This window comes from Asticcacaulis sp. YBE204, from assembly GCF_000495855.1.
GTDB lineage: Bacteria > Pseudomonadota > Alphaproteobacteria > Caulobacterales > Caulobacteraceae > Asticcacaulis.
Genome location: NZ_AWGF01000045.1, coordinates 1 through 635, shown reverse-complemented (window position 1 = coordinate 635; position 635 = coordinate 1). Strand labels below are relative to the sequence as shown.

Below are 635 nucleotides of genomic sequence, written 5' to 3'. Positions count from 1 at the left end.
GAAGCCTGCCGCCAGTTTCCAGCTCGCCACAATGTGACGGCGCTTGCTAAACAGCTCGGCATGAACGCCCAGACGCTGCGCAACAAATTGAGTCCGGGCCAGCCGCATCAGCTCACGTGTGCCGAACTGCTGGTGATCACTGACGCTACAGAGGATTCCAGCCTGATTGATGCCTTGCTGGCACAAATCAACTGCATGCCGTCCGTGCCTGTCAATGAGGCTTGCGCCGGGAATATTCCAACGTATGCACTGCAGGCTACGGCCGCAGTTGGCAACGTTGCCGCCGCCGCCGTTCAGGGTGACCACAAAACGCCGGTACGCAAAAGCGCACTGCTTGAAAGCGTCAACACGGCGATCCGCCATTTGTCGCTGATCGGCTTGACCGTTCAGAACCGCATCCAATCCACCCCGGCTCTGGCCTCCACCGTTGACGTGATCAGCGGGCTGAGTGCTGTTGCTGGTTTAAGCTGAGGTGATCACCGTGGTTATTTCTATCGCTCCGCTGCTGAAACAACAAAGCCCATCGCGGCATTTTGAACACGGTTTTATTGAACTGCCGGGCGGCAAGCGCTGGCGCCCACGTCACGATCAGGCTGCCTTGCTGCGTGACCTGTCAACGGCTAAGCCAGTTTCAC

Annotated in this window: 2 protein-coding genes; both read left to right on the top strand. The window is 58.3% G+C overall.

Translation table 11 applies throughout. The features are described 5' to 3' along the window. On the top strand, nucleotides 1–471 hold a 471-nt coding region (locus tag AEYBE204_RS39235; RefSeq protein WP_023464162.1), incomplete at its 5' end, for a phage regulatory CII family protein. Nucleotide 472: 1 nt separating this feature from the next. Beyond that, on the top strand, nucleotides 473–635 hold a 163-nt coding region (locus AEYBE204_RS41150), incomplete at its 3' end, for a phage filamentation protein Fil family protein (RefSeq protein WP_369751917.1).